The organism is Dyella humicola (assembly GCF_026283945.1).
Lineage (GTDB): Bacteria > Pseudomonadota > Gammaproteobacteria > Xanthomonadales > Rhodanobacteraceae > Dyella > Dyella humicola.
This window is the reverse complement of record NZ_JAPDPC010000001.1, coordinates 2,972,146-2,991,603: the sequence shown is the minus strand read 5'-3', so window position 1 is coordinate 2,991,603 and position 19,458 is coordinate 2,972,146. Positions and strand designations below refer to the sequence as shown.

The 19,458-nt window shown below is 62.8% G+C and carries 20 protein-coding genes and 1 tRNA gene; 10 read left to right on the top strand and 11 right to left on the bottom strand.

The annotated features are described in order from the left end of the window. Nucleotides 1–45 precede the first annotated feature (45 nt). The 3 genes from phoR to OUZ30_RS13150 all read right to left on the bottom strand — a co-directional run bounded on the left by phoR (nucleotide 46) and on the right by OUZ30_RS13150 (nucleotide 3,882). On the bottom strand, nucleotides 46–1,308 hold the full coding sequence (phoR, locus tag OUZ30_RS13160; protein WP_266182761.1) for a phosphate regulon sensor histidine kinase PhoR: 1,263 nt from the start codon (nucleotides 1,306–1,308) through the stop codon (nucleotides 46–48). 80 nt (nucleotides 1,309–1,388) lie between these two features. Then, nucleotides 1,389–2,078 (bottom strand): phosphate regulon transcriptional regulator PhoB, encoded by a 690-nt coding sequence (phoB, locus tag OUZ30_RS13155; protein WP_266182760.1) that lies wholly within the window; start codon nucleotides 2,076–2,078, stop codon nucleotides 1,389–1,391. Nucleotides 2,079–2,196: 118 nt separating this feature from the next. Next, the gene (locus tag OUZ30_RS13150) at nucleotides 2,197–3,882 is read right to left on the bottom strand and encodes a M48 family metalloprotease (protein WP_266182759.1); all 1,686 of its coding nucleotides are present in this window, start codon (nucleotides 3,880–3,882) and stop codon (nucleotides 2,197–2,199) included. Between the two features lie 242 nt (nucleotides 3,883–4,124). Here OUZ30_RS13150 and grxC point away from each other — a divergent pair, with 242 nt between their 5' ends. From grxC to OUZ30_RS13130, 4 genes are all read left to right on the top strand, one after another. Next, nucleotides 4,125–4,388, top strand: a complete 264-nt coding sequence (gene grxC / locus OUZ30_RS13145; protein WP_266182757.1) for a glutaredoxin 3 — start codon at nucleotides 4,125–4,127, stop codon at nucleotides 4,386–4,388. Next, complete coding sequence (locus tag OUZ30_RS13140; protein ID WP_266182756.1) at nucleotides 4,385–4,795, top strand: carboxymuconolactone decarboxylase family protein; 411 nt, start codon at nucleotides 4,385–4,387, stop codon at nucleotides 4,793–4,795. The genes grxC and OUZ30_RS13140 overlap by 4 nt, the downstream gene beginning before the upstream one ends. 203 nt (nucleotides 4,796–4,998) lie before the next feature. Then, nucleotides 4,999–6,015 carry an isocitrate dehydrogenase gene (locus tag OUZ30_RS13135; RefSeq protein ID WP_266182755.1) on the top strand — a complete coding sequence of 339 codons (1,017 nt, stop codon included), beginning with the start codon at nucleotides 4,999–5,001 and terminating at the stop codon, nucleotides 6,013–6,015. Nucleotides 6,016–6,190: 175 nt separating this feature from the next. Further along, nucleotides 6,191–7,486: a sterol desaturase family protein gene (locus OUZ30_RS13130; protein WP_266182753.1), complete on the top strand. Its 1,296-nt coding sequence runs from the start codon at nucleotides 6,191–6,193 to the stop codon at nucleotides 7,484–7,486. Here the strand turns inward: OUZ30_RS13130 and OUZ30_RS13125 are convergent. The 6 genes from OUZ30_RS13125 to OUZ30_RS13100 all read right to left on the bottom strand — a co-directional run bounded on the left by OUZ30_RS13125 (nucleotide 7,436) and on the right by OUZ30_RS13100 (nucleotide 13,201). After that, complete coding sequence (locus OUZ30_RS13125; RefSeq protein WP_266182752.1) at nucleotides 7,436–8,380, bottom strand: aspartyl/asparaginyl beta-hydroxylase domain-containing protein; 945 nt, start codon at nucleotides 8,378–8,380, stop codon at nucleotides 7,436–7,438. The two genes, OUZ30_RS13130 and OUZ30_RS13125, sit on opposite strands and share 51 nt — an antisense overlap. Before the next feature lie 68 nt (nucleotides 8,381–8,448). Continuing rightward, nucleotides 8,449–9,531: a class I SAM-dependent methyltransferase gene (locus OUZ30_RS13120; protein ID WP_266182751.1), complete on the bottom strand. Its 1,083-nt coding sequence runs from the start codon at nucleotides 9,529–9,531 to the stop codon at nucleotides 8,449–8,451. A 43-nt stretch (nucleotides 9,532–9,574) separates the two neighbouring features. Next, nucleotides 9,575–10,360, bottom strand: coding sequence for a bifunctional hydroxymethylpyrimidine kinase/phosphomethylpyrimidine kinase (gene thiD, locus OUZ30_RS13115; RefSeq protein ID WP_266182750.1), 786 nt, complete (start codon nucleotides 10,358–10,360; stop codon nucleotides 9,575–9,577). 9 nt (nucleotides 10,361–10,369) lie between these two features. Next, nucleotides 10,370–11,749, bottom strand: coding sequence for a PhoH family protein (locus OUZ30_RS13110; RefSeq protein WP_266182749.1), 1,380 nt, complete (start codon nucleotides 11,747–11,749; stop codon nucleotides 10,370–10,372). 151 nt (nucleotides 11,750–11,900) lie between these two features. Continuing rightward, the gene (locus OUZ30_RS13105) at nucleotides 11,901–12,362 is read right to left on the bottom strand and encodes a peroxiredoxin (RefSeq protein WP_266182748.1); all 462 of its coding nucleotides are present in this window, start codon (nucleotides 12,360–12,362) and stop codon (nucleotides 11,901–11,903) included. A 275-nt stretch (nucleotides 12,363–12,637) separates the two neighbouring features. Continuing rightward, nucleotides 12,638–13,201 carry a glycine cleavage system transcriptional repressor gene (locus OUZ30_RS13100; protein WP_266183173.1) on the bottom strand — a complete coding sequence of 188 codons (564 nt, stop codon included), beginning with the start codon at nucleotides 13,199–13,201 and terminating at the stop codon, nucleotides 12,638–12,640. A 296-nt stretch (nucleotides 13,202–13,497) separates the two neighbouring features. Here OUZ30_RS13100 and dapA point away from each other — a divergent pair, with 296 nt between their 5' ends. Beyond that, on the top strand, nucleotides 13,498–14,391 hold the full coding sequence (gene dapA, locus OUZ30_RS13095; RefSeq protein WP_266182747.1) for a 4-hydroxy-tetrahydrodipicolinate synthase: 894 nt from the start codon (nucleotides 13,498–13,500) through the stop codon (nucleotides 14,389–14,391). A 38-nt stretch (nucleotides 14,392–14,429) separates the two neighbouring features. Continuing rightward, on the top strand, nucleotides 14,430–15,023 hold the full coding sequence (locus OUZ30_RS13090; protein ID WP_266182746.1) for a hypothetical protein: 594 nt from the start codon (nucleotides 14,430–14,432) through the stop codon (nucleotides 15,021–15,023). A 98-nt stretch (nucleotides 15,024–15,121) separates the two neighbouring features. On the opposite strand, the gene fdxA is transcribed toward OUZ30_RS13090, so the two are convergent. After that, complete coding sequence (gene fdxA / locus OUZ30_RS13085) at nucleotides 15,122–15,445, bottom strand: ferredoxin FdxA (RefSeq protein ID WP_266150345.1); 324 nt, start codon at nucleotides 15,443–15,445, stop codon at nucleotides 15,122–15,124. Between the two features lie 48 nt (nucleotides 15,446–15,493). Continuing rightward, nucleotides 15,494–15,569: transfer RNA gene (locus tag OUZ30_RS13080), tRNA-Glu, on the bottom strand. Between the two features lie 185 nt (nucleotides 15,570–15,754). On the opposite strand from OUZ30_RS13080, the gene pcnB reads away from it, so the two are divergent. Genes pcnB through panC form a run of 4 tightly spaced genes read left to right on the top strand, consistent with a single transcriptional unit; the run spans nucleotide 15,755 to nucleotide 19,357 of the window. Beyond that, nucleotides 15,755–17,116 (top strand): polynucleotide adenylyltransferase PcnB, encoded by a 1,362-nt coding sequence (pcnB, locus tag OUZ30_RS13075; RefSeq protein ID WP_266182745.1) that lies wholly within the window; start codon nucleotides 15,755–15,757, stop codon nucleotides 17,114–17,116. Further along, complete coding sequence (gene folK / locus OUZ30_RS13070) at nucleotides 17,113–17,595, top strand: 2-amino-4-hydroxy-6-hydroxymethyldihydropteridine diphosphokinase (RefSeq protein ID WP_266182744.1); 483 nt, start codon at nucleotides 17,113–17,115, stop codon at nucleotides 17,593–17,595. Before pcnB ends, folK begins: the two co-directional genes overlap by 4 nt. 56 nt (nucleotides 17,596–17,651) lie before the next feature. Continuing rightward, nucleotides 17,652–18,482 carry a 3-methyl-2-oxobutanoate hydroxymethyltransferase gene (gene panB, locus OUZ30_RS13065; RefSeq protein WP_266182743.1) on the top strand — a complete coding sequence of 277 codons (831 nt, stop codon included), beginning with the start codon at nucleotides 17,652–17,654 and terminating at the stop codon, nucleotides 18,480–18,482. A gap of 29 nt (nucleotides 18,483–18,511) precedes the next feature. Continuing rightward, nucleotides 18,512–19,357 (top strand): pantoate--beta-alanine ligase, encoded by an 846-nt coding sequence (gene panC, locus OUZ30_RS13060; protein WP_266182742.1) that lies wholly within the window; start codon nucleotides 18,512–18,514, stop codon nucleotides 19,355–19,357. Nucleotides 19,358–19,458: the final 101 nt, after the last annotated feature.

Genomic DNA, 19,458 nt, shown 5'->3' with positions numbered 1-19,458 from the left:
GTAGCGTGACGGCGGTTCAGTCGCGGCTACGCCTACGCGTCGTGCTTACTCCGGATCGCCCGGTGCGAGCAGGCGTTCGTTGTTGAACCAGCAGGAGAAGGTGGAGCCCCGGCCTGGTTCGCTCTGGATGTCCAGGCGAGCCTGATGCAGGTTCAAGACGTGCTTGACGATCGACAGGCCCAGGCCCGTGCCGCCGCTCTCGCGCGAGCGACTGGACGACACCCGATAGAAACGCTCGGTGAGACGCGCCAGGTGCGAGGCGGGGATGCCGTAGCCGGTGTCGGTCACGGAATACACCGCGCCGTCGGTCGTGCGTCGCCAGCGAATCATGATGCGCCCGCCGGTCGGCGTGTAGCGCACCGCGTTGCTGACCAGGTTGGAAAGGGCGCTGTGCAGGTCCTTGGGCGAACCCAGCAGGTCGACATCGGCCGCGGATTCGAGGGTGACCTGGTGGCGGCCCTGGCTGAGCGCTTCGGCTTCCTTGCGCAGGGTAGCCAGCAGCGGCGCCATCGGTACGCGCTCGTCCTGGACGTGCTCCTGGGTTTCCAGGCGGGACAGCGTGAGCAGGTCCTCGACGATCTGTCCCATGCGCTTGGATTGCGCGCGCATTTCGTTCAGTACAGGCGCTAGCTCCGGCACATCTTCCGGATCAATCAGTTCGAGATAGCCATGAATCACCGTAAGCGGGGTGCGCAGTTCGTGGGACACGTTGGCAACGAAGTCGCGGCGAATCTGCTCCAGTCGCGTGAGGTGGCTGATGTCCCGCGCCAGCAGCAAACGTTGGCGGCGACCGAATGGCAGCAAGGTGACGTTGATGTGCCGGTTCGGATGGCCAGGTGCCGCGACATCGTTGAGCGGCTCGCGCGCACCTTCCTGCAACCAGGTGGCGAGCTCGGTCGTGCCCAGCCGCTCATCCAGATGTGCGCCGCGGTCTTGCGGGCGACGCAGGCCGAGTAGTTCTTCAGCAGCGTGATTGAACCAGCGGACATGCTGCTCGTTATCGAGCAGGACGACCGCATCCGGCAGACTGCCGGCGGCACTGCGCAGATCGCGCAAACTGGAGGCAATGCGGCGGGAGCGCGTCATGAAGCGGTCATGTTGGAGAGAAGTCACCGTGGAGCCCGTGGTCATCATGAGCCGTGCTTGATGACGGATTCGGGTCAGTAGCAAGACGATTTCGGCGATCGCGACCAAGGCCACACCCGTCGCTACATGGCCTCCTGCAAGCCAGCCGGCACTGGCGCCCGCAAGCAAGCCGGCAGCGAGTGCGGCCGGCAGCATCAAGGAGCGGTCGAAAGGCTTTGGCATGGGCGTCTAGGGCAAGCGTGCCGGCTGGCGATTCCCCAGCATCGGCAAAAGCCGGCGCGCCCGCAAGAGAGGCGGGTGCGTCAAACGCTGGCGGAGAAGCGATAACCCGCGCCACGCACCGTTTGCACCATGTCGTCGAACTTCCATGGTTCAAGCGTTTTGCGCAGGCGGCGAATGTGTACGTCCACCGTGCGCTCCTCCACGTACACGCTACCGCCCCAGACATGGTCGAGCAGCTGGGCGCGCGAATAGACGCGTTCCGGATGGGTCATGAAGAAGTACAGCAGGCGATATTCGGTGGGCCCGATCGTCACTGGCTCGTCACCGGCGAACACGCGATGCGCAGGGCCGTCAATGCGCAGACCACCGAGTTCCACCATGCCCGAGCCATCATCACCCTGGCTGCGACGCAGCACGGCCTTGATGCGTGCGACCAGCTCGCGGGTGGAGAAAGGCTTGACCACGTAGTCGTCGACACCGGCCTCCAGGCCGTTGACGCGATCCATCTCCTCGCCGCGCGCCGTGAGCATGATGATCGGGACTTCCCGGCTCAGCTCTTCCTTGCGCAGGCGTCGGGCCAGATCCAGGCCGCTGGTGCCCGGCAACATCCAGTCGAGCAGGATCAGATCCGGCACTTGTTCGGCGATGGCCAGTTGAGCCGCTCGTGCATCAGCGGCGTGAATGGCGTCCATGCCGGCCTTGCGCAAGGCAAAGGCGACCATGTCGCGGATCGAAGCTTCATCTTCGACGATCAGTATGCGTTTATGCACGCGTGAGTCCGCTTTGTATGGCCTATGACGCATTTATTGCAGCGGTATATTGTTACGCCGCGATGACAATTCACACAGTCACAACGTGACAGTGTCGTCTTTAGGTCACTTGGGGAGGTTAATAACCGCCCTGGTTGGCGCTGAAACAGAGCCGCCCCTGGCAGGCGGCACCGTTCTGCAAGGGTTGCTGGCTGCGGCCATCCGGGTTGTCGTCGGTCTGCACCCTTCGCTTGCGCAGCTCCATCACCAGCGGGGTGAGGTCGCTGATGCGGGCCTGGATGCGGGCTCGGGCGTAGTAGTCCAGGTCAGGTCGCTGCAGCAGGCGTTTTAGCTGCTCCATGGCGTCAAACGGACGCCCGGAGAGGTACGAGGCATCGGCAAAGGCTTCGCCGGCGCGTATGGGGTCGCCGGCCTTGTCGCTGGCCCGGGCAAAGGTGCGGTAGAGCTCGGGCTCCTCGTTGTTGTCCAGCATTGGCAGCAACATGGTGGCTGCCTGCTTGGCTTCGTCCTGGGTACCGCCTTCGGTAAGGGCCTTGGCGTAACTCATGGCGATGGCGCGGTTGCGAGGAGACTGCGTGTTCAGCTCCGCATAGAGGGACAGTGCCTCCGCGCGACGACCGGCCTGGTTCTTGGCGTCGGCCATGGCCAGGCGCAGGACCTGGCTGTCGGGATGGGCGGTCAGCAGTGGCTGCAGCTCGTCCATGGCCTTGGCGCCGCGATTGGTGCGAATAAGCGCGAGGGCGTAGCCATAGTGGTTCGATGGCGTGTTGAAGTCGCGATTCGATTGCAGGTTGGACGCGTAGTACGTGGACAGTTGCAGTGCGTCGCCGGATAGCACGCGAACGCGTTCGCGCATCAGCAGGTAGGTGTCCAGATCCCCTTTGCGGGTATTGCTGGACAGGCTGGTGGGGTCCTTCACGTAGAGGATCGGCGCGGTGCTTTTCTCCCACTGGGTCTTGTCCAGGGTGGAGCCCGCTGGGCGCCGCTTCTGCTCGGCGATCAGTGCGGCGGCGCGGGCTTTGGCATCGCTGATGCGCGACTGTGTCACCGGATGGTCCTGCAGGAACGAGGGCACACCGCCCAGGTCGCCACCCGAGCCGACACGCATGGTGTCTTCCATGCGCCCGAAGAATGAGGCCATGGCATTGGGGTCGTAGCCGGCGTTGGCGAGTGTCTGGATGCCCGCTCGGTCGGCCTCGGTTTCGTCCTTGCGGGTGAAATTGATCTGGCGCTGCATCAACAGGCCCTGGCCACCCAGCAGGATCGCACCGGCGGCATCGCCGGCGCCGGCTCCGGCGCCCGCGGCGATGGCGCCGAGCAAGACGAGCGCCATCAGCGGCGTGTCCTTCCTGGAGGCCTCGAACGCGCGCTCCAGATGGTTTTGCGTGATATGCCCGATTTCATGGGCAATCACGCCGGCCAGCTCGCTTTCGCTGTCGGTAATGATGACCAGGCCGGAATTAACCACGATATAGCCACCTGGCGCCGCGAAGGCGTTGATGACCGGATCTTTTGCGATGGAAAAGACGAAGTGGTCCTTGGGTTTCTCGCTGCCGGCGACCAGGCGATAGCCGAGGTCGTTGATGTAGTCGTCCAGCATCGGGTCTTCCACCATCATGTCCAGCGCCCGCATCTGCCGCAGCATGGAGGCGCCGTAATCCTGGGCCTCCTGCGGTGAAATCAGGGCGTTGGCCGAACTGCCCAGGTCGGGCAGGCGCACATCCTTGTCCTGGGCGCTCGCGCTGAGCGTCAGGCCGGCGCAGAGCAGCGCGGCAAGCAGGCGGGAGCACGAAAGCCCGCCCATCGCTCGCGCGCCACCACGCATCTTCTTGCGTTTTTCGAGCCCGGGGACCGGATGGTCCAGGCGGGGACTGTGAGGGGTGGCTGAAGAGGCGTTGGGCATACGTGGTGACATGCGCATAGGTCAGCGACAATACCACTTGTGACCGTCACTTATAGCGTCGGTTCAGTGATCCCGCGGCTTGTTTCCGGGGTGGGCTATCCCCATTTTGAAGCGGCCGTATTTTTTCGGTTCCGGAGTTTCCCGTGTCCAAGATCGAGATCTATTCAACTGCTGTTTGCCCTTACTGCGTGTCCGCCAAGAACCTGCTCAAGTCCAAGGGGCTGGAGTGGAGCGAAGTGCGCATCGACATCGACCCGGGCCAGCGGGACTTGATGCTGGCGCGTAGCGGTGGCCGTCGTACGGTGCCGCAGATTTTCATCAACGACCAGTACGTGGGCGGTTTTGACGATCTGGTCGCCGCCGACCGCAACGGAAAACTTGCCGAGCTGCTGGAGACCAGCGCATGAGCAAGCCCATCGACGAGCAGGGCAGCAAGGATCGGGTTGCCGAGTTCACGGCGTTTCGTCATCGCATGAACGAACGCATCCTGTCGGAGGACAACCAGGTAGTGCGGCGTTTCTTTGCGCTGGATACGCAGACCTACAAGGCCGGCGCACTGGACGTGAAGACGAAGGAATTGCTGGGTCTGGTGGCGTCCATGGTGCTGCGTTGCGACGACTGCATCAGCTATCACGTTGCCCAATGCAAGGAAGTCGGCGTCACGCGCGAGGAGTTCTTCGAGACGTTCAGCGTAGGCCTGGTGGTGGGCGGCTCCATTGTCATTCCGCACCTGCGGCGCGCGGTGGATTTCCTCGACCAGCTTGAGTCGGGTGAGGCGGCGGAGCCCGCGGCCGACTGTGCCAGCCATGCGTGAGTGAAAGTCCGGGTGGCGACCCTCTCCTTGTCGCCACCTTGACGCATACGAGTTTATGCAATGCAGCGTGCGAGGATTTGCAACGGCGGTGACGTGCTTTTTACTGGCCGTGACGCAGGCCATGGGCGATAATTGACAGGATTTATCACCCTGCAAGCCCCCCGCTGCAGGGATGCTCGATTCTTATTTCAAGGAGTGTCCCCATGAGCAAGACCATTGCCGTGATTCCGGGCGACGGCATCGGCCCCGAAATCATGAACGCTACGCTGCGCGTGCTCGACGCACTGGACTGCGGTCTGTCCTACGAGTTCGTCGAGGCCGGCATGGTCGCGCTGGAGAAGCATGGCGACCTCCTGCCGCAGTCGACGCTGGATTCCATTGCCAAGCACAAGGTGGCACTGAAGGGCCCGCTGACCACGCCGGTGGGTGGTGGTTTCACCTCCATCAACGTCACCCTGCGTCGTCATTTCGACCTTTACGCCAATGTGCGTCCGGCGATCAGCTTCCCGGGCACCAAGGCGCGCTTCGAGAACATCGACATCATCACGGTGCGCGAGAACACCGAAGGCGCGTACCTGTCCGAAGGCCAGACGCTATCCGAGGATGGCGAGACCGCAATTTCGATGGTGCGCAATACCCGCAAGGGCAGTAGCCGCATCGTGCGTTATGCCTTTGAGCTGGCCGTGAAGAAGGGCCGCAAGAAGGTGACGGCAGTGCACAAGGCCAACATCATCAAGACGGCGTCGGGCCTGTTCCTCAACGTGGCTCGTGAGATCGCCAAGGAATACCCGCAGATCGAGTTCAACGAGATGATCGTGGATAACGCCTGCATGCAGCTGGTGATGAAGCCCGAGCAGTTCGACGTCATCGTGACCACCAACCTGTTCGGCGACATCCTGTCGGATCTGTGTGCCGGTCTGGTCGGTGGCCTGGGCCTTGCCCCGGGTGACAACATTGGTGCCGAGGCTGCCATTTTCGAGGCCGTGCACGGTTCCGCTCCGGACATCGCAGGCAAGGGCATTGCCAACCCGTGTGCGCTGTTGCTGGCAGCGGCCGACATGCTCGATCACCTGGGCATGGTGGACAAGGGCAACAAGATGCGCGATGCGATTCGCGACACCATGACGCATGACCGCGACAGCGTGACGCCGGATCTCGGCGGCAAGGGCAGCACGTCAAGCTTTGGCGATGCCATCGTCAAGCGCGTGCGCGCTGCCTGAGTTTTAGTTTCTCGCTTCAGAAAGCCCCTCTTCGTGAGGGGCTTTTTTTTGCGAAATTTCCGCCAACGCAATCGTAGAAAATCACACTTTGCGGCTTTTCGCGTGTTTTTTTCGCAGCTCATTACGTAGCGACAATCGTAAAATTGTCAGCTCAATTTTCGCTGCTTTACATGAGATGCAAGCCTCTTCTGATCTGTATGCGACGCTGTTGAACTGGACGACTCTGCAAGCCGTTCACCCCGCACTATTGGCGTTGCATTTCTCCTGGTTGGTGAGTCAGGCACCGGATATCGCTGAATACTTTCTGCTGACGGTCGTCCAGGTGGCGGTGATCATCATCGTGCTGCGACCGTTGGAGAATGTATGGCCGGTGGAACACTGGGGGCAGCGCACCAGTACGTTCATCGATTTTCGATATACGTTGCTGAAGCTGTTCCTGATCCTGCCGCTATTCACGTATCTGGTGCTGTTTCCGCTGAACCAGTGGATGGGGGGCGACAGTGATGGCGACGGTGCGGGTCTGCTCAGCCTTCAGGCGGGCGTGCCGTGGCTGGCCCATCATCCGCTTGTGCTGTTCGTCGTGTATTACGCGATCTACGACTTCGTCTACTACCTGGTGCATCGCCTGCAGCACGCTATTCCCTGGTGGTGGGCGCTGCACAGTCTGCATCACAGCCAGCGACAGCTCAGCTGTTGGTCGAACGACCGGGATAATTATCTGGACGATATGCTGGAGGCTTTGATCGTCGCTGGTGTGGCTGCGCTTATCGGTGTCTCGCCTGCTGAATATGCCTTGTTGGTATTGCTGGGCGAGTTGTTGCAGAACCTGGGGCACACCAATATCCGCCTGCACTTCGGGCCGGTGCTGGGCAAGATCCTGGTGGATCCGCGTTATCACCGGCTGCACCATATGCGAGTGGATCCTGAGCGCCCCACGCTGCACGACTGCAACTATGCCTTCGTGTTCCCGATCTGGGACATCTTGTTTGGCACGGCGCTGTTCGGTGAGGCGGCGCGGCCCACCGGCGTATGCGATCCCATGGTGGATGCGGACAACCAACGGGGGATCGTCGGCCAGCAGCTCGGCTCCCTGCGTCGCTTCTGGGGCGCCTTCACCTGTCGTGCGGGTTGGATACCGGGCGACGTGGCGTTCGATGAGCGCTATCGCCCAATATCCACACAGCACATTGATCTGCACGAGATGAACATGCTTCATCGCGAAATGCCCGCAACCGCTGCGACGGTGCCTCAGGTTGCGACTGAGGCGAGGGCGCTATGGCGTCGGCCGGGGCGCCGGGCAAGTGGCAAGCCGGCCTCTGAAAAGGCGTGGCGGGTACTGGGGAATCGAGTGCTGGCGCGCCCGGGGCAGCGGTCGTCCGCAAGGCGCTTCAGGGGCGCGATAGCGTCACCGTCTAAGTATTCAGCGGAAGAACGGCCAAGGCGCCAGGAAGATCAACCAGATCAGCACTAGCATGCCCAGATACTTGGTCGCGCGAAACAGCTTGGGGTGCTTGCGCTTGAATGCGCGGTTACGCTCTCGGCTGCGCTGGTTGAGAGCGAATACGCGGTTGACGAAACCAGTCTTCTCTTCGGGTGACTCGGTGTTGGGCGAGGCGGTGATCTTGCCCATGAAGGCGCCCACGCGATGATTGATCGCATTCATCCAGCGCGTGCGAAGCGGACGTTCCACATCGGCAAACAGGATCACGCGAGTCTGGTCCGTGCGGTTTTCTGCCCAATGCACGTAAGTCTCATCGAACACCACGTCCTTGCCGTCGCCCCAGCTGTGCATTTCACCGTCGACGAAGATGCGGCAGTCTTCCGAATTAGGTGTGATCAGGCCCAGGTGATAGCGCAATGAGCCGGCAAACGGGTCGCGATGCGGATTGAGCTTGCTGCCCGGCGGAAGCAGGGCGAACATCGCCGCCTTCACGCTCGGAATCGAATTGAGCAGGGCGACCGTCTTCGGGCACAGGGTTTCGGCGGAGGCCAGCGGTTCGCCGTACCACTTGAGATAGAAGCGCTTCCAGCCCTGCTTGAAAAAACTGTTGAAGCTGGCGTCGTTGTTCTTTTCGGCGGCGCGGATGTAGCCCTCGTCGAACAGATGCATGGCCTCTTCGCGAATGGTCTGCCAGTTGGCCTGCAGCAGATCGAGCTGAGGAAAACCGCGGCGGTCGAGGATCGGTCGCGCCGGTACGGCTGAAAACGCGTACATCAGCAGGTTGTACGGCGCGAACACCGCCGAGTGATCCACCAGCTGGCGGTCGAAGCGCAGCCGGCTGCGGCCGCGCAGGTGCACCAGCAGGACACACAGTACAAACAGCGACAACAGGAGCAGCAGAACTAGGCGTGGGGCAAGAATCATGTCGGGGCATCGGTAAGGAAGCACGGCCATTCTACGCCGGGGTGCGACCGCCCATCATCCCATCATGATCAAAGCTTGGCCTGTTGTTCCCGGGTCAGCTCGACATGCCGCTGGGGGCTGAGCGGTGAATAGTTGGGTTGTGGGGCTCGGCCTTTGTGGCGAAGGGCCGCGATCATATTCGCCGTGGGATAGCGGCCTTCCGCAATGGCTTCGGCGTCGATGGCCTGCACCCGGTCGATCACGGCACGATCCTGTTCGACCTCGGGCGAGAAATTGAAGCCGATACGGCGCTCGATGAACGGCATGATCGCTCCACCGAACGTGAAAAACAGTTCAAAGTCGAACTCCCCCAGCAGACAAGGCACCACGTCCTGGGCCCGCACTCCTTCGTTCGAGTAGGCGGCGTGGTCGATGGGTCGATAGCGGTCCAGGCGGTTGTCGAAGTGCCGATCAAACTGTTGCTCGGGCGTCAGCGTGGGCCAGACATCCTGTATTTCCGTCTCGACGTCCGGCCACAGCTGGTGGCCATTGCGGCCAATGATGTCGGAGCTAAGCAAAATGCCATCGTCGGCAAGCGAGGCGCGAAGTGATCGGCAGAACGTCTCCAATTCCGTCACGTGATGAAAGAACTGGTTAACGATGATGATGTCTTGTGCGTGATACTCGAAAGGGACGTTACAGTCGAACGTCTCGAAACGGATCGATTGGCCAAGTCCACGCGCACGCGCTGATTCATTGGCGCTGCGCATCAGTGCCGGATTGAAGTCCACACAAGTCATCTCGACTTGCACGGACGCGTCACGCAACTGCTCGGCGAGGTCGATCTCCATGCTCGCCGCTCCCGTGCCGAGGCTCAGCACGCGCACGGGATGCGCGCCGGATCGTGCCGCCTTGAGGATTTGCCCAAAATAGAAGGCCTCGGGCGAATTAATGCCCAGTCGAGCGGCCACGGGCCCGAGATATCGCGCTGACCAGTAGTGGAAGATGGCCGGTAGCGTGTCGCCCTGGTATTGGGGGGTCAAGGTAAAGGCCACCCGTTCGGCAAGTGCCTTGAGACGGCGTGCGGCAGGTGCAGGAAGCGTCCGCGATGCCCACGAGATGACACGCTTGCCAATGATGCGGTGGCGATAAATAAAGGCCCGGAGTGTCACTCTGAAATACTTCCTCGAAGGGTGCAGCGTGATGCGCCGGTCGTCAGTGTTTCAGAACATGAGCGTTGCCGCCACCGGGCCGGTAGCTGCGCTCCAGCGCTCGGTGGACATAAGCCACGGCGCGGCGCACGGCGGAGCGTGGACCATGTCCCTTGGCGAGTTCAGCGGCAATCGCGGAAGCCAGCGTACAGCCGGTACCATGGCCTTCGATGGGCATGCGCGGATGGCGAAGCTCCATCACGCCGCGGTCGTCGTAGTAGCGGTCCACCACGTCGCGCTCGTCGGAATGACCACCCTTCAGCAGGACGGTGCGGGCTCCGAGGCCTAACAGGGCTTCGCCAGCGTAGTCGTAGTCCTGGGGCGTACGTAGCTTGCGGCCAAGCAAGGCCTCGGCTTCGGGCAGGTTGGGGGTAAGAACGTCGGCAAGCGGAATGAGCTCTTCGACCATGGCTTGCACGGCGTCCGCATCCAGCAGGCGTGCGCCGCTGGTCGCGATCATCACCGGATCGACCACCAGCCATGCCGGTTTGCGCACCGTCATTTCTTTAGCCACGAGGCGAGTGACCGCGGCACTGCCCAGCATGCCCGTTTTCACGGCGCCGATCGGAAAATCCTCGAACACAACGGCGATCTGGCTGCGGATATGTTTGAGCGGCACGGTATGTACCGCCGTAACGCCACGCGTGTTCTGCGAGGTGATCGCCGCGATGACCGACAGCCCGTGCACGCCGCGAGCGTGGAAGGTTTTCAGATCGGCCTGGATGCCCGCACCACCGCCGGAGTCGGATCCGGCGATGGTGAGGGCGATGGGTGGTGCGCTACGTGGCATCGGCAGAGCTTATAACGCCTCCGACGCGAAGTCCGCCAGACGCGAGCGCTCGCCGCGGCGCAACGTGATATGCGCCGAGTGATCCCAGTGCTTGAAGCGGTCCACCGCGTAGGTGAGGCCGGAGGTGGTTTCGGTCAGGTAGGGCGTGTCGATCTGCTCCACGTTGCCCAGACAGATGATCTTGGTGCCGGGGCCGGCGCGCGTGATCAGCGTTTTCATCTGCTTGGGCGTGAGGTTCTGCGCCTCGTCGATGATCAGATAGCGGCTCAGAAAGGTGCGCCCGCGCATGAAGTTCATCGAGCGGATCTTGATGCGCGAGGCAAGCAGGTCGTTGGTGGCCTGACGTCCCCAGCTGCCACCCTCCTGGGGGTTGGTGAGCACTTCCAGATTGTCGGTGAGGGCGCCCATCCACGGCGTCATCTTTTCTTCCTCGGTGCCGGGCAGGAAGCCGATGTCCTCGCCTACGGAAACCGTGGCGCGCGTCATGATGATTTCTCGGTAGCGCTGCTGGTCCATCACTTGCGCCAGGCCCGCAGCGAGCGCCAGCAGGGTCTTGCCGGTGCCGGCCGTGCCGAGCAGGGTGACGAAATCCACATCCGGATCCATCAGCACATTCAGTGCAAAATTCTGTTCGCGATTGCGCGCGGCGATGCCCCAAACGCTGTGATTGGCATGGCTATGGTCATCGAGCAGCACCAGGGTCGCCTTGGCATCGTCGACATGCAGAACGCGCATTTCCACACTGTTTTCGCCGGGCAGGAACAGGCACTGGTTCGGATACCAATCCTCTTCCTTGCGCCGATCCAGCTTGTAGTAAGTGCGCCCGCGTTCGTTCCACGACTGCACTTCCGGGTGGCGATCCCAGAAATCCTCGGTGAGTTCAGTTGAGCCGGTAAAGAGCAGCGCGAAATCGTCCAGCGCGCGATCATTTTCGTAGTCTTCCGCGTGGATGCCGTAGATCTTGGCCTTGATGCGGAGATTGATGTCCTTGGTGACCAGTACCACGGCGCGATCGGGGTTCTGGTCGCGCAGCTCGATCACGGCCGACAGAATCTGGTTGTCCGCCTTGCCGTGGCCGTTGGTGGTGCGCTGTTGGAAATACAGGCGGCCCACCGCGGTGCCGCGCTTGAGATTGATGCCTTGCGGATTGGTCAGTTCCAGGCCGTTGCTGATGCCATGGCCATTGCCGCGTTCGATCAGTTCATTGAGAAAGCGGCTGACCTGGCGACCATTGCGGGAGACTTCCGAAGCTCCCTTTTTCTTTTCGTCCAGTTCCTCCAACACCGTCATGGGGATAAAGACGTCGTGCTCTTCGAAGCGGAACAGCGAGGTCGGATCGTGCAGCAACACATTGGTGTCGAGAGCGTAGATGCGCTTGCTTCCGGTCATACGGAAGGAACCTCTTCAGAGTGCGAGGTGAATGAACCGCGGCATGCGGTATACCGCGGGGAGCCGGCCTCGGCGGCCGGGGTGCCATAAACCACGCCAGCCGTCCATCCGGGAGGACGGTCGGTGGCGCGGCGGAAAGGGCGGGGGAAGGTCACTTGGCGGGGATGGCGTCGAGCACGGCTTGGGCGTGGCCCGGAACTTTCACGCTGCGCCATGCCTGCACCAGCTTGCCCTCGGGATCGATCAGGAACGTACTTCGTACGACACCCATGTGACGTTTTCCGTACAGCACCTTCTCGTGGATCACGTCGAAGGCCTGGCACCAGGTTTCGTCCGGGTCGGAAACGAGCGGAAACGGCAGCTCCTGCTTGGCGGCGAAGTTGGCGTGGGATTTCACTGAATCGCGCGAGACCCCGATGATTTCTGCGCGACGCTTCTGGAAGGCCGGATAGAGATCGCGGAAGTCCTTTGCCTCGTTGGTGCAGCCCGGGGTGCTGTCCTTTGGGTAGAAATACACCACCACCCACTGTCCTTTGAGGCTGTCGAGTTTCAGCTCGCCGCCGTCGCCGGTGGGGCCTTTGAGCTTGGGGACTTTTTTGCCGACTTCGGGCATGGGTTCTCCGGCGAAGCCGCGGATGGCTTCGACTGATCGTTGGCGAGAGGGAAGTGCAGGGCGGTGGAGGCTGTCGCACAGGCAGGGGCTGTGTGCCTTGCGATCGGTGTTGCTCGACCCGCCTGCTGCATGCGTGTGCTCCGGTGCTGCCTGGAGACAGAGACTAGCGCGTGCAGCGACGGATAACAGCCCTTGCAAGGCGACGCTTCGAGCGGCATTCTCAGCAATCCGGCGGCAGCCTTAAAAATACCGCCGTTGCGTGCATCCCGCGGGCCTCAGAACTTCACCGGGTCCATGATGGCGTCTAGATTCAGGCCATCGCAGAACTCAAGGAAATCATCGCGCAGCGCTGCGATATGAGTCTGTGCCGGAATGCCGATCGTGATCTGAGCCTGGAACATTTCCGCACCGGTCTGCATGGCCTGGTAACGCAGCGAGCTGAGCTGCTCGATGACGATGTCGCGGCGATCGAAAAAATCGATGATCTTCACCAGGATGCCCGGTCGGTCGGCCGAGATCACCTCGATCAGATAAGGCAGCAAGTGCGAGTGATGTTCCCGTGGTCCCGTGCGGTAGTGGACCAGCCGCAGGTCCTCTTCACGCGCCAACTTGGTCAGTGACGACTCCAGCTTGGCCACCGCGTCCCAGGCGCCCGTGGCAAGCAGGGTCAACGAGGTATCCGAGCCTAGGGTCGATACCCGTGCGTCAGCCAGGTTGCAGCCGGCCTCTGCAATACGCCGGGCCAGCGTCAACAAAGGGGTTCGTGGGGCTGGGGTCAGCGTCTGGATCAGCAGCTGATTGTCAGTGCCGGTTCGCGCGGAGGAACGATTCAAGGAAATCCACCTGTGGCAACCCCCGTACGCCGCGGGGTGGCGGTTGACTGGCCGAGCTTACTTGCCGCCACTGGAAGGCCGCAAGTAAGGCCGTGTCGCATGGCTTTGAGGGGCCGCCGTGAGCGGGCATGGCGTCCGTCCGTTGCACGGGGCTGCGCCATAGACCATCGACCGCCGTGGCTGACGCCAGCGCGGGGGGCGGACGGCACCGCCAGGCTCAGGGATTTGGCTCTAAGGCCCTGTATTGGCCGGAGAAGGATTTCCGGTAACATGCTGGGCTTGGTTTTCAGCCGGAGCGGGTTTTGGACATTCGCGGAAGCATCTGTGCGCTGGTCACGCCGTTCGCGGCGGACGGGGCACTCGATCTGGCGGCATTCGGGCGGCTGCTCGATTACCAGATCGAGGGCGGCACGGAAGGGGTGGTGGTCGCCGGGTCCACGGGCGAGGCACATATGCTTGAGCACGACGAATATGAGCGTCTGCTTGCCTTCACGGTCGAGCGCGTAGCGGGCCGTATGGTGGTGATCGCAGGTACTGGCGAGGCGGGCACGGCCAAGACGGTGACGCTGACCCGCCGAGCCAAGGCACTGGGCGCCGATGCTGCGCTGGTGGTGGCGCCTTACTATGTGCGACCGACCCAGGAAGGTCTGCGTCGGCACTATGTGGAAGTGGCGGAGCAGGGCGGCCTGCCGGTGCTGCTGTACAACGTACCCACCCGCACGGCCTGCGACTTGTTGCCGGAAACCGTGGCGGTATTGCGTGAGCATCCGTCGATCGTCGGGATCAAGGAAGCGGTCAGCACCGATGAGCGCATTCGTGCCTGTGCGGAACTTGCGCGGCCGGATTTCGTCTATCTGTCCGGTGACGACGGCACGGCCGCCAAGGCCATGTTGGCCGGGGCGGCTGGTACTATCTCGGTGGTAGCCAATCTGGTGCCTCGCGCGTTTCGTATGTTGTGCGACGCGGCCACGGCGGGCGACCGGCTTGAGGCCCAGCGCTGTGATGCAGTGCTGGCACCGCTGGTGGAGGCGCTCAATTGCGCGCCGAACCCGATTGCGGTGAAGGCTGGGTTGCCCTCGCTGGGGCTGGGTATGGCGTCGCCACGTCTGCCCTTGGTTGAACTGGAAGACGGTCCTGACCGCGCGCGACTACGCGAAGCGCTGGCGGGTCTGGCATCCTTGGCGAATGCGGCCTGACGTTTTGGCCAACTGATACTCCTACGGAATTTGCTTACATGAAGAAAACCCCGCTTGTCGTGGCCTTGCCGGTTTTGGCCGTTTCCGCCTTGCTGCTCTCCGGCTGTGGCATGTTCCGTTCGCACAAGGCCTGGGAAGCGGCCAAGCAGGAGTCGCCGCTGGAAATCCCGCCGGGCCTGGATACGCCGTCCACGAGTGCCGCGTTGGTCATTCCTGAGCCGGGCGCCAACAACCCGACCTCCAATGGCGCGACTGCCCGAATTGGCAAGAGCGGCGGCACGATCGCCGACGGCTTCGTGCTGAACGACAATGTCGATAGCACCTACGGTCGCGTGGGCCAGGCGCTGGAGAAGGGCGACATCGGCGAAGTGGTTGCTCACGACGATGCGGCGCATACCTACACCTTGAGCGTGGTGGCCTCGGATGAGCCGACGGCCAAGAAGGGTTTCTTCAGCAGCATGTTCAATGGCAAGTCGAAGCAGACGGCCGACGCGCCGGGCGCTGCCCCGCATCAGGTGCAGCTGACCATCGGCGGCAGCGGCGAAAAGGCTAGCGAGGTCCGTGCCCAGGGCGACGCTGCGGCGGTGGCCAAGGTGATCGATACGCTCAAGTCGCGCCTTGGCGGCACCTGAGTAGCGCACGCGCAGCAAAGAAAACGCCGCCCTTGGGCGGCGTTTTTTCTATCTGGCTAGCGGTTTTTGCGCAGCTGCCCAGAACCGGGGCGGGACTTTCAGCGCTCGAGCAGGTCGAGTTTGCCGGGTTTGTTTTCCCAGTCCTTGGCGTCCGCCAGGCCATCCTTGCGCTCGGTGATCACCGGCCAGCTCTTGGCCAGATCCGCGTTCAGCGCCACGAAGGATTCCTGCCCGGCAGGCACGTCGTCCTCGGGGTAAATGGCATTGATCGGGCATTCCGGCTCACATAGGGTGCAGTCGATGCACTCGTCCGGATTGATCACGAGGAAGTTGGGACCCTCGTGGAATGCGTCGACAGGGCAAACCTCGACGCAATCGGTGTATTTGCACTTGATGCAGTTATCGGTGACGACAAAGGTCATGCTGTCGCGCGCCTGTTCTGGAAGCCGGGGCCCGTGCCAGGCCGGAAGTGGCGCTCCCTACGAGGTTCGAACTCGTGTTCCCGCCTTGAGAGGGCGGTGTCCTAGGCCACTAGACGAAGGGAGCGAAATGCACCGGAGCGCGCTAGTATATCGGAATTGTTTCGCCCGGCAATGCCCGAGGACGACTTTTGTCCCGCCGTGAGGAACGATTCCACCTGGTCCATGCAGCCATGGTGGACATGGAGGCGGCGCCTGGCGCCGCGACTGATCGCTTTGAATGGCGCCACGCGCCGCAAGGATCCACACCGCTTGAATCACGACGCAAGGACCAACGCCACGGCTGCATTGCGCATCATTCCGCGCGAGCAACACGTGATTTCGCGCAAGAACATCAGCAAGGCAGCATTGCGCGTTCTGTATCGCCTCAATGAAGCCGGCTATCAGGCCTATCTGGTTGGCGGTGCCGTGCGCGATCTCCTGCTTGGTGGGCACCCCAAGGATTTCGACGTCGCCACCAACGCCACGCCGGAAGAAGTGAAGAAGCTATTCCGGAACTCGCGCCTGATCGGGCGTCGTTTCCGCCTCGCCCATGTGGTGTACGGGCCCGAGATCATCGAGGTGGCCACATTCCGCGGCACCGGCGAAGAGGACGCCAGCGAAGGCGATCGCCACATCGTCGATGGCCGCATCGTGCGCGACAACGTGTGGGGCAGCATCGAGGAGGATGCGATACGTCGCGACTTCCGCGTCAATGCGCTTTATTACGACATCAGCGATTTCTCGGTGCGCGATTACGTCGGCGGCATGCCGGACGTGGAGAATCGCGTGCTGCATCTGATCGGTGACCCATCCACCCGCTACCGCGAAGATCCGGTGCGCATGCTGCGTGCCGTTCGTCTCGCCGCCAAGCTCAATTTCCGCATTGATGCCGCCGCATCGGCGCCGTTCGTCGAGCTGGGCCCGCTCTTGGCCGATGCTGCGCCAGCGCGCCTGTTCGACGAGTCGCTCAAGCTGTTCCTGGCCGGGCACGGGCTCAAGAGCTTCCACATGTTGGAGCAGACCGGGCTGTTGAAGTTCATGTTTCCGGCGACGGCGCGTGCGCTCAAGCGGGGCGACAAGGCGTTGCGCGCCTTGGTCGAGCAGGGGCTCGCCAATACTGACGCGCGTCTTGCCGAAGGCAAATCGGTTACCCCGGCTTTCCTGTTCGCTGTGCTGTTGTGGGGTGAAGTGCGCGATCTCGCGCACACCTGGATCACCAATGGCATGGAAAGCACGGCAGCGTGGGATCGTGCGGCAGCACAGGTTGTGGCAGAGCAATGCCAGCGGGTGGCGATACCTCGCCGTTTCACCCTCACCATGGAAGAAATCTGGGCGCTGCAGCCGCGTTTTGAACAGGTCCAGCGCAAGCGTGTTTTCCGCCTGATGACGCATCCGCGCTTTCGCGCAGCCTTCGATTTCCTGTTGTTGCGCGCGGCGGAGTCGCCTGCGATCAACGAGCTGGGACAGTGGTGGGCGCATGCGCAGCAATTGCCCCATGAGACGCTTGCCGCCGCGTTGGCGGGCGTACCGCAGGGCAACGCAAGTGAACCCGCTGCCGCCGCCGCGAAGCCGCGTAAGCGCCGACGCCGCAAGCCCGCGGGTAAGTCGGGTCATAAATCGGATTCGGTGTGACCGAAGCTTTTATCGCGCTGGGCAGCAATCTGGGTGATGCGCGTGCACAGGTGCTGTCCGCCTTTGACGCGCTGGCGAGCTTGCCCGGCACGCAGCTGATCGCGCGCTCGCAGCTCTACCGCACGCCGCCGTGGGGTGTGCTGGATCAGCCGTCGTTCGTCAATGCCGTGGCGCTGGTCGAGACGACGCTGGCGCCGCATGAGCTGCTGAACGCACTGCTGGCGATTGAGCGAGCCGCGGGGCGGGTGCGCGACGGTGAGCGTTGGGGCCCGCGTACGCTTGATCTGGACGTGTTGCATATGGACGCCATGGTCATGTCGGACGAGCGCCTCAGCCTGCCGCACCCGCGCATCCACGAGCGCGCGTTTGTGCTGCTGCCCCTGCATGATCTTGCACCGGACCTTGTTTTGCCCGGGCAAGGGCGGGTGATGGATCTGCTCGCTGCTCTGGACGTCGCCGGATGTGAGCGACTGCCTTGAGCCTTTCACGTCGAGCGCGGGATAATCGGCGTCCATTTCCGCTCTGAGGAACTGTTGTGTACGCGCAAAAAGCGAACGCACCCACGCGCAAGCCGGTCACCGTGCCGTCGTTGCGTGCGATGAAGGCGGAAGGTCGTCGCATCGTCATGCTCACTGCGTATGACGCCACGTTTGCGACTCAGCTGGAACTGGCTGGCATCGATATCGCCCTGGTCGGCGATTCGCTGGGCATGGTGATCCAGGGGCATTCGAGCACCTTGCCGGTGACGCTCGATCACATGGTCTATCACACCAGTATCGTGGCGCGTGGCCTTGCCTCGACCCTGCTGGTGGCGGACATGCCGTTCATGGCCGATCGCGATGTGGCTCATGCACTTGAGGCCGCCGCCCAACTGGTGAGCGAGGGCGGCGCGGCCATGGTCAAGATCGAGGGCGCCTCGCCACATATCCTCGAGGCCATCGAGGCCCTGGTGGAACGAGCGATTCCGGTGTGCGCGCATCTGGGTCTGACGCCGCAATCGGTGCACAAGTTTGGTGGCTTCCGCATCCAGGGGCGCGAGCAGGAGGCGGCCGACCACATGGTGGCGCAGGCGCAGGCGGTGGAGGCCGCAGGTGCAGCCCTGCTGGTGCTCGAAGGTATCCCGACGGCCTTGGGCGAGCGCATTACCCGCGCCGTGTCCATCCCCACCATCGGCATCGGTGCCGGCCCGCACTGCGACGGCCAGGTGCTGGTGCTGCAGGACATGCTGGGCATCACGCCGGGCAAGCGTCCGAAGTTCAGCAAGGATTTCCTCGCAGGACGCGATTCGGTGGCCAAGGCCATCGCCGCCTACGCCGAGGATGTGCGCAGCGGCGCCTTCCCGGCCCCTGAACACTGCTTCGAATGAAGCCAGAGCACCCCTAGAGCAGAGCAACCATGCAGACTGTGCAAGACGCCGCGGCACTGCGCGCCATGATCCGCGGCTGGCGCGGGCAGGGCCTGACGGTGGGTTTCGTGCCCACCATGGGCAACCTGCACGCCGGCCACCACTCCTTGATCAAGCTGGCCCGCGCCCGCGCCGATCGGGTGGTCGCCAGCGTGTTCGTCAATCCCACCCAGTTCGGCCCGAATGAGGACTTCGAGCGTTATCCGCGCACGCTCGTGCAGGACCAGGGCGGACTGGCCGAGCATGAGTGCGACCTGCTGTTCGCGCCGGAAGTGGCCACCCTGTACCCGTTCGGTGCGCAGAACAGCGTAAGTATTCACGTGCCCCAGCTCACCGAGACGCTGGAGGGAGCGCATCGCCCCGGGCACTTCGATGGGGTGGCGACGGTAGTCTGCAAGCTGTTCAACCTGGTCCAACCCGATCTTGCCGTGTTTGGCCAGAAGGACTTCCAGCAGCTCAAGGTGATCGAGCGCATGGTGCGCGACATGTCGCTACCGGTGAAGATCATGGGGGCGCCGACGCTGCGCGCCGACGACGGCCTGGCGCTCAGTTCCCGCAACCAGTACCTGTCGACCGCGGAGCGCACGCTGGCGCCGCAGGTCTATGCCACGTTGCAGCAGATGCGCGACCTGATCGCCAAGGGCCACGCCCGTACGGTGGTGGAGCAGGCGGCGGCGTCCAAGCTGGCGCGGGCCGGCTTCGATCCGGACTATGCGGCCATCCGCCGCATCGAGGACCTGGCCGAACCCGCCGATGGCGAGCGTGTGGGCCTGGTCGCCCTGATCGCGGCCCGGCTGGGCCAGACCCGCCTGATCGACAACTTGCCGTTCGACTGAGCGTCCCCATATAGCCCTCGAAAGCCAGGGTAGCCCGCGCGCAATGTTGCGATGCGGCGTTGCCCGGCTGGATAATATCCCGCTACGCGGGCTGTACCTGC

Excerpts from the sequence above, each read along its gene's own strand:
- phoR (WP_266182761.1), bottom strand. The coding sequence starts at position 1,308 with ATGCCAAAGCCTTTCGACCGCTCCTTGATGCTGCCGGCCGCACTCGCT.
- OUZ30_RS13150 (WP_266182759.1), bottom strand. The coding sequence starts at position 3,882 with ATGGGCGGGCTTTCGTGCTCCCGCCTGCTTGCCGCGCTGCTCTGCGCC.
- OUZ30_RS13140 (WP_266182756.1), top strand. The coding sequence starts at position 4,385 with ATGAGCAAGCCCATCGACGAGCAGGGCAGCAAGGATCGGGTTGCCGAG.
- OUZ30_RS13135 (WP_266182755.1), top strand. The coding sequence starts at position 4,999 with ATGAGCAAGACCATTGCCGTGATTCCGGGCGACGGCATCGGCCCCGAA.
- OUZ30_RS13130 (WP_266182753.1), top strand. The coding sequence starts at position 6,191 with ATGCAAGCCTCTTCTGATCTGTATGCGACGCTGTTGAACTGGACGACT.
- OUZ30_RS13125 (WP_266182752.1), bottom strand. The coding sequence starts at position 8,380 with ATGATTCTTGCCCCACGCCTAGTTCTGCTGCTCCTGTTGTCGCTGTTT.
- thiD (WP_266182750.1), bottom strand. The coding sequence starts at position 10,360 with ATGCCACGTAGCGCACCACCCATCGCCCTCACCATCGCCGGATCCGAC.
- OUZ30_RS13110 (WP_266182749.1), bottom strand. The coding sequence starts at position 11,749 with ATGACCGGAAGCAAGCGCATCTACGCTCTCGACACCAATGTGTTGCTG.
- OUZ30_RS13105 (WP_266182748.1), bottom strand. The coding sequence starts at position 12,362 with ATGCCCGAAGTCGGCAAAAAAGTCCCCAAGCTCAAAGGCCCCACCGGC.
- OUZ30_RS13090 (WP_266182746.1), top strand. The coding sequence starts at position 14,430 with ATGAAGAAAACCCCGCTTGTCGTGGCCTTGCCGGTTTTGGCCGTTTCC.
- fdxA (WP_266150345.1), bottom strand. The coding sequence starts at position 15,445 with ATGACCTTTGTCGTCACCGATAACTGCATCAAGTGCAAATACACCGAT.
- panC (WP_266182742.1), top strand. The coding sequence starts at position 18,512 with ATGCAGACTGTGCAAGACGCCGCGGCACTGCGCGCCATGATCCGCGGC.